Origin of the sequence: Spirillospora sp. NPDC047418, from assembly GCF_040643275.1 — a bacterium.
In the GTDB taxonomy this organism is placed as follows: Bacteria; Actinomycetota; Actinomycetes; order Streptosporangiales; family Streptosporangiaceae; genus Spirillospora.
Window position 1 is genome coordinate 22,428 of the sequence record NZ_JBEYTW010000113.1, and the last position, 6,182, is coordinate 28,609.

The 6,182-nt window shown below is 72.9% G+C and carries 7 protein-coding genes; 2 read left to right on the forward strand and 5 right to left on the reverse strand.

Annotated elements, in window-relative coordinates:
- Positions 1-33: 33 nt before the first annotated feature.
- Complete coding sequence (locus ABZ806_RS39520) at positions 34-1,095, reverse strand: zinc-binding dehydrogenase (RefSeq protein ID WP_500223682.1); 1,062 nt, start codon at positions 1,093-1,095, stop codon at positions 34-36.
- 46 nt (positions 1,096-1,141) lie between these two features.
- Positions 1,142-1,300, reverse strand: a complete 159-nt coding sequence (locus tag ABZ806_RS39525; RefSeq protein WP_500223684.1) for a hypothetical protein — start codon at positions 1,298-1,300, stop codon at positions 1,142-1,144.
- Between the two features lie 18 nt (positions 1,301-1,318).
- Here ABZ806_RS39525 and ABZ806_RS39530 point away from each other — a divergent pair, with 18 nt between their 5' ends.
- Both ABZ806_RS39530 and ABZ806_RS39535 read left to right on the forward strand, forming a co-directional pair.
- Positions 1,319-1,699 (forward strand): ATP-binding protein, encoded by a 381-nt coding sequence (locus tag ABZ806_RS39530; RefSeq protein ID WP_500223686.1) that lies wholly within the window; start codon positions 1,319-1,321, stop codon positions 1,697-1,699.
- The gene (locus ABZ806_RS39535; RefSeq protein ID WP_500223688.1) at positions 1,699-2,046 is read left to right on the forward strand and encodes a hypothetical protein; all 348 of its coding nucleotides are present in this window, start codon (positions 1,699-1,701) and stop codon (positions 2,044-2,046) included. The genes ABZ806_RS39530 and ABZ806_RS39535 overlap by 1 nt, the downstream gene beginning before the upstream one ends.
- A gap of 59 nt (positions 2,047-2,105) precedes the next feature.
- Here the strand turns inward: ABZ806_RS39535 and ABZ806_RS39540 are convergent, their stop codons facing one another.
- The 3 genes from ABZ806_RS39540 to ABZ806_RS39550 are packed head-to-tail and all read right to left on the reverse strand — an operon-like array spanning position 2,106 to position 6,042.
- Entirely contained in the window at positions 2,106-2,717 is a 612-nt protein-coding gene (locus ABZ806_RS39540; RefSeq protein ID WP_500223690.1) for a PaaI family thioesterase, read from the reverse strand.
- The gene (locus ABZ806_RS39545) at positions 2,717-4,879 is read right to left on the reverse strand and encodes an acyl-CoA dehydrogenase family protein (RefSeq protein WP_500223692.1); all 2,163 of its coding nucleotides are present in this window, start codon (positions 4,877-4,879) and stop codon (positions 2,717-2,719) included. The genes ABZ806_RS39540 and ABZ806_RS39545 overlap by 1 nt, the downstream gene beginning before the upstream one ends.
- 2 nt (positions 4,880-4,881) lie before the next feature.
- On the reverse strand, positions 4,882-6,042 hold the full coding sequence (locus tag ABZ806_RS39550) for a steroid 3-ketoacyl-CoA thiolase (protein ID WP_500223694.1): 1,161 nt from the start codon (positions 6,040-6,042) through the stop codon (positions 4,882-4,884).
- Positions 6,043-6,182 lie beyond the last annotated feature (140 nt).

Here is a 6,182-nt window from a genome sequence, read left to right on the forward strand (position 1 = left end):
TTTGGAAGCTTCCACAGGCGCTGCCTGCTCGGGTCACGGCACGATCGAGATCTTGCCGATGCGCGAGCCGCGGCTGAAGTCGTCCTGGGCCGCGTGGATGTCGGCCAGCCGGTAGCTGGCGGCGATGCGCGGCCGCAGGGCGCCCGTGCGGGCCAGTCCGGCCAGTGCCGCGAAATGGGCCGGGGTGTGCATCGAGGAGCCGATGAGGGTGAGGTTGTGCAGGTAGAGGCGCCGCAGGTCGAACGAGACCACGGGCCCGGCGACCGCGCCGGCGATGACCCAGCGGGCACCGTCGTGCAGCGCGGGCAGCACCCGCTCGAGCCAGGGACCGCCCGCGACGTCGGCGACCGCGTCGAGCCCGCCGGGTGCCGCCGCGCGCAGCTTTCCGTGCAGCTCGGCCGGGTCCATGTCGCGGGAGAAGGTCACCTCGGCACCGGCGGCGCGCACCGCCTCGGCCTTGGTTCCGCTGGTCAGGGCCAGTACCCGCGCGCCGCGCGCGGCGGCGAGCTGGACGACCGCGAACCCGACACCACCGGAGGCACCGGTCACGAGGACCGCCTCCCCCTTCCCGATGCGGGCCCGCTCCAGCATCCCCATCGCCGTCCCGTAGGCCACGGGCAGCGCGGCGAGCTCCTCGTCGGACAGCGGAGAGTCGGTCATGTCGTGCAGCCGGACGGCGTCGACGGCCACATGGGTCGCGAAGCCGCCGTCCGCCTCGCTGCCCAGGAGCCCGACCGGCACCGCGTCCTCGCCCTCATCGGCGTAGAACGCCGGATCGACGAGCACCCGGCGTCCCACCCAGGCTTCGGGGACGCCGATGCCGACCGCGGCGACGGTGCCGGCGATGTCCCCGCCCTGCACGCGCGGGAAGCCCACCGGACCGCGCCACCCGGCCTTCGCGTCGGGACGCCCCGGCAGCCCGTACGCGCCCTCCCGCGTCCAGATGTCGGTGTTGTTCAACGCCGCCGCACCCACCCGCACGAGTGCCTGGCCGGGGCCGGCCCGGGGCAGCGGCCAGTCGTCCCGCACCTCGAGTGCCTCCGGCCCGCCGTGCCGGCGCAGCACGGCGGCGGTCATATGAGAAGCCCTGGTCATACCCCCATTCTTACCCACCGGCGGCAGCCGGCTCCGGAGGGTGCGGTCAGCGGGACGGGTCGACGCGTCCAGCCTGCCAGCGTTCCACCAGGGCGGGGAGTTCGCGGAACATGAAGCCGTAGAAGTCGCGCATCTCCGACAGCCGCCGGGCGGCCGGGGAGTCGGGGCCGGTGGCGGCGATGCCCTGGTCGGCGGCCTCGAACATGGCCGGACTGGGCCCGGGATGGTGCGGAGTCTGGTGGAGTTCCGGCTTCGCGAGTGGGACCTCGCGCGGATTGCCGGTGACGTTCTTCTGGTCGTCGGGGAATTGGTTGCGAACGCCGTGAAGAACGCACCGGATCGGGTGGTGCGGGTCAGGTTCGTTCGGGAGTCGACGGGTGTGCTGTTCGAGGTATGGGACGCCTCGGAGGAGATGCCGGTGGTGCGGCCGATCGTCGAACTCACATTGGACGACATCGTCCCCGATCCGCTGGCGCTGGAGGACGGGCACGAAGACGGGACCGGTGGACGCGGGCTGCCCGTCGTGCAAGCCCTCTCGTCCGACTGCGGGGTGCGTCCGACCAAGCCCTGCGGCAAGTGGGTCTGGGCGAGGGTCGCGTTCTGATGGAGCGGTGGCTTCTGCAGCGGCGAACTCGCCGGGGGCGGCGGACGACCGTTCGGTTTCTGGAGGTGCTCGCCGTCGCGGTCATGGCGCGCGGGTGGCGGCGCGTGAAGCTGTACGAGCCCGAGCAGTTTCCCCTACCAGTGCCGCTGCTCTGGGTCTACGCGAGCGGGGTCGCCGAGGACGTCGGGGTGCTGGTGAGCGTGCGGGCCGTGCCCGGGGGACGCTGGGCCTACTATCGCGCGCAGCGGGGGCGGTTCGGCTACCTGTGCCCTTGCGGGGACGTTAAGGCAGCCGCCGAGCAGGTCGACCGGTTGCTCAAGCACATGATGTTCCCGTCCACCTGGTGATTACGGACGGGCTTGGTCCGAACTGTGTAGATGGCATCTACACAGTTCGGAGCGTCCGGTCAGCGGGGGCGGGGCGGGTGTTTGGCGATGAAGAGGCCCTCGGCGGAGACGCAGGTCTCGCCGTTCGCCTTGATCTCGCCCGTCGTGCGGATCTTGCGGCCGTCCACCGAGGTCTGGCGGGCGGTCACGGTGAGGGGCTCGAAGAGCGGGGTCGTGCGGTGATAGCGGAGGGTCAACTCCGCCGTCATCCCCGACGCGCCCGCCCAGCCGTTCGCCACGCCCAGCGTGTGGTCGAGAAGGAGTGCCGACACTCCCCCGTGGACGCACGACGGCGGCCCCTGGTACGGCAGGCCCAGGGTCGTGACCGCCTCGATGGTGCGGGAGTCCACGGCCAAATAGGCGAGCGGCGGCGCGAGCGGGTTCTCCGGGCCCGCGACCGGGTCGTGGCGGGTGACGCCGTCGCCGCGCCACATGTCGACCAGCCGGTCCCGGACGGGCGGCGCGGTCGCCTCGAGGTCGTCGGCGACGGCGTTGAGGCGGTCGGCGATCGCGGACATGTCGGCGTCGGTCATGCCGCCGGACCGCACGAGGGCGTCGATCACCCGGCGGGCGGCGCCGACGGCCTCGTCCACGGCGGGGGCTTGGAACTCGGAGCTCAGGTCGATGCTCATCACGCGACCGGGTCTCGGGGCAGGCCGAGGATGCGCTCGCCGATGATGTTCAGCTGCACATCCGTCGTGCCGCCCGCGATCGACATGTTGCGGGAGTTCAGGAACATCCAGGTCGGGTCCTTCATCCCGCCCTCGCCTCGTCCGGAGAGCGCTTCGGGGCCGATCCAGTCCATCGCGGTCTCCCACACCTGCTGGATGTGCTCGACGCCGATCAGCTTGCCGATGCTCGACTCGGCGCCCGGCTGGCCCCCGGCAAGGGACCGCAGCGTGGTGCGCAGGCCGAACAGGCTGCTCGACTGGGCGTCGCAGAGGATGCCGCCGAGCGTGGTGAGGCGCTCGTCGTCGGCGCCGGTCGCCAGCTTGAGGAGCGCCTCGCCGCCGCTGCCGAGGGACGAGTCGTTCGAGAGCGAGACGCGCTCGTTGGCGAGGGTCGTGCGGGCGAGCCGCCAGCCGTTGCCCGGGGTGGAGACCAGGAGGTCGTCCGGGATGAAGACGCCGTCCAGGAACACCTCGTTGAACAGGGTGTCGCCGGTCAGTTCGCGGAGGGGGCGGATGTCGATGCCCGCGGACCCCATGTCCAGCAGGAAGTACGACAGGCCCTTGTGCTTCGGGACGGACGGGTCGGTGCGCGCGAGCAGGATGCCCCAGTCGGCCTCGCGGGCCATGGACGTCCACACCTTCTGGCCGGTGATCTTCCAGCCGCCCTCCACCTTCTCCGCGCGGGTGGACAGCGCGGCGAGGTCGGACCCCGCGCCGGGCTCGGAGAACAGCTGGCACCAGCGGATGTCGCCGCGCAGGGAGCCCGGCAGGAAGCGCTCGTGCTGGGCGGGCGAGCCGTGCTCGATCAGCGTCGGCACCACCCAGTTGCCGATGATCATGTCGTGCGCGCGGAGGCCGGCGGCGCGCATCTCCTCGGCGATGACGAGCTGGGCGACGGCGTCCGCGCCCTTGCCCCACGGGGCGGGCAGGTGCGGGGACGTGTAGCCGCGGTCGGCCAGGTAGGTGGTGCGCTCCTTGCCGTCCAGGGCCTTCGCCGGCTCCAGCTCGGCCCGGACGTCCGCGCGGATCGCCTCGGCCTCGGGCGGCAGCTCGACGCTCAGTTCGCGGCGGACGCCGTCCAGGGTGAGGCGCGCGACCCGGCGGCGCCACGACGCGGTGGAGCCGAGCAGGATGCGCAGGGTCTGCGCGCGGCGCAGGTACAGGCTCGCGTCGTGTTCCCAGGTGAAGCCGATGCCGCCGAGGGTCTGGACGCAGTCCTTCGCGGTCTGGAACGCGGCCTGGACGCTGGTCGCCCCGGCGACGGCGGCGGCGAGGGACGCCTCGCGAGGGTCGGGCTCGTCCTGGGCGCGGGCGGCGTCCCAGGCGCAGGCGCGGGCCTGCTCGGCGTGCGCGAGCATGCGGGCGCAGCGGTGCTTGACGCCCTGGAACTGGCCGATCGGGCGGCCGAACTGCTCGCGGACCTTGGCGTACTCGGCGGCGGTCGCGGTGGCCCAGTCGGCCAGCCCCGACGCCTCCGCGGCGAACAGCACCGCCGCGAGGTCGCGGACGGTCCGCGTCTCGGCGTCCAGGACGGCGACGGGTGCGCCCGCGGCCTCGGCCGTGCCGAGACGGCGGGTCAGGTCATGGCTCGGGAGTTCGTCGATGACGGCGGCGCCGCGGGGCAGGACGACCCAGGCCGTCCCATCGCCGTCCTTCGCGGGGACGACGAGGACGTCCGCGAGCGGCGCGCCCAGGACGGGACCGGTCGTGCCGGTCACCGTGGCCTCGGCGCTGGAACGGTCCAGCGTCAGGCTCCCCGCGTCCAGGCCCACCGCGCCGACCGCGCTCCCGTCGGCCAGCGACGGCAGGTGCCCGGCATGCCCGGCCCGGTTCAGCACGGCGCTCGCCAGGACGGTCGGCAGGAACGGCCCGGGGACGATGGCGCGCCCGAGTTCCTCCAGGACGACGGCCAGTTCGACGAGGCCGTAGCCGGCGCCGCCCGCGTCCTCGGGAAGGTGCAGCCCGAGCAGTCCCTGCGCGGCGAGGTCGTCCCAGAACGCGGGCGCCTTCTCCCGGTCGGCGTCCACGGCGGCGCGCACGACCGACGGCGCCACCTGCCGGGACGTGAAGGCGCGCACGGCGTCGCGCAGGTCGCGGTGCTCCTCGGTCAGCCCGATGGTCATCTTCAGATCCGTTCGATGATGGTGGCCGTGGAGTGCGCGCCGCCCGCGCACATCGTGACGAGGGCGGTCGACCTGTCGGACCGTTCCAGCTCGTTCACGGCCTGGGTGATGAGGCGGGCGCCGGTCGAGCCGACCGCGTGGCCGAGCGCGATGGCGCCGCCGTTGACGTTGACCTTGTCCATGTCGGCGTCCAGCACCGTCGCCCACGACAGCACGACCGACGCGAACGCCTCGTTGATCTCGACAAGGTCGATGTCGGACAGCTTCATGCCCGCCCGCTCCAGGACGTGCCGCGTCGAGTCGATCGGCCCGTCCAGGTGGTAGTACGGGTCGGACCCGACCATCCCGGACGCGACGATCCGGGCGCGCGGCCGCAGCCCCAGCCCGGCGGCCCGCTCGGCCGACATCAGCAGCACCGCGGCGGCCCCGTCGCTGATCTGGGACGAGTTGCCGGCGGTGTGGATACCGTCCGGAATGACCGGCTTGAGCCCGGCGAGCGCCTCGGCGGTCGTGTCGCGCAGCCCCTGGTCGCGGGTGACCACGGCGGTCTCCCCGGTCGGGCCCTCCCTGGTCATGACGGGCGCCTCGACCGGGAGGATCTGCCCGGCGAACCGGTCGTCCTCCCACGCCGCCTTGGCCTTGGCCTGCGACGCCAGCCCGAGCGCGTCGGCGTCCGCGCGGGTGATGCCGCGCTTCTTCGCGATGCGCTCGGCGGCGGTGAACTGGTCGGGGTAGTCGATCTCCCAGCCCGCGGGCGCGGGGCTGCCGGTCTCGGGGGTGAGCGCCTGCCCGAGGAACACCCGGCTCATCGCCTCGACGCCGCAGCCGATGCCGGTGTCGATCGCCCCGGACGCGATCAGCCCGGCGATCATGTGCACGGCCTGCTGGGACGACCCGCACGCGCAGTCGATCGTCGTGCACGCCGACGTGTAGGGCAGCCCCGCGTACAGCCACGCGTTGCGGGTCACGTTGTTGGACTGCTCCCCCGCCTGCGTCACGCAGCCGCCGACGACCTGCCCGACCGTCGCCGCGTCGACGCCGGCGCGTTCGAGCAGCCCGCGCTGCGCCGCCCCCAGCAACTGCGCCGGGTGCAGCCCGGACAGGGCGCCGTAGCGCTTGCCGACCGGCGTCCGGACGGCATCGACAATGACGGCCTCAGCCATAAGAGATCTCCTTCTAAAACGACCAGCCCACCCGCACCAGATGCGTTGACTTGCGGCGTGTTTTTTTTTTTTTTGGGCGAAAAAAAAAAAACCCCCCCCGGCAAACAGGGGGGGGGCGGGGGGTGGCGTTTGGGCCACCG

Excerpts from the sequence above, each read along its gene's own strand:
- ABZ806_RS39545 (WP_500223692.1), bottom strand. The coding sequence starts at position 4,879 with ATGACCATCGGGCTGACCGAGGAGCACCGCGACCTGCGCGACGCCGTG.
- ABZ806_RS39540 (WP_500223690.1), bottom strand. The coding sequence starts at position 2,717 with ATGAGCATCGACCTGAGCTCCGAGTTCCAAGCCCCCGCCGTGGACGAG.
- ABZ806_RS39530 (WP_500223686.1), top strand. The coding sequence starts at position 1,319 with ATGGTGCGGAGTCTGGTGGAGTTCCGGCTTCGCGAGTGGGACCTCGCG.
- ABZ806_RS39550 (WP_500223694.1), bottom strand. The coding sequence starts at position 6,042 with ATGGCTGAGGCCGTCATTGTCGATGCCGTCCGGACGCCGGTCGGCAAG.
- ABZ806_RS39535 (WP_500223688.1), top strand. The coding sequence starts at position 1,699 with ATGGAGCGGTGGCTTCTGCAGCGGCGAACTCGCCGGGGGCGGCGGACG.
- ABZ806_RS39520 (WP_500223682.1), bottom strand. The coding sequence starts at position 1,095 with ATGACCAGGGCTTCTCATATGACCGCCGCCGTGCTGCGCCGGCACGGC.
- ABZ806_RS39525 (WP_500223684.1), bottom strand. The coding sequence starts at position 1,300 with ATGTTCGAGGCCGCCGACCAGGGCATCGCCGCCACCGGCCCCGACTCC.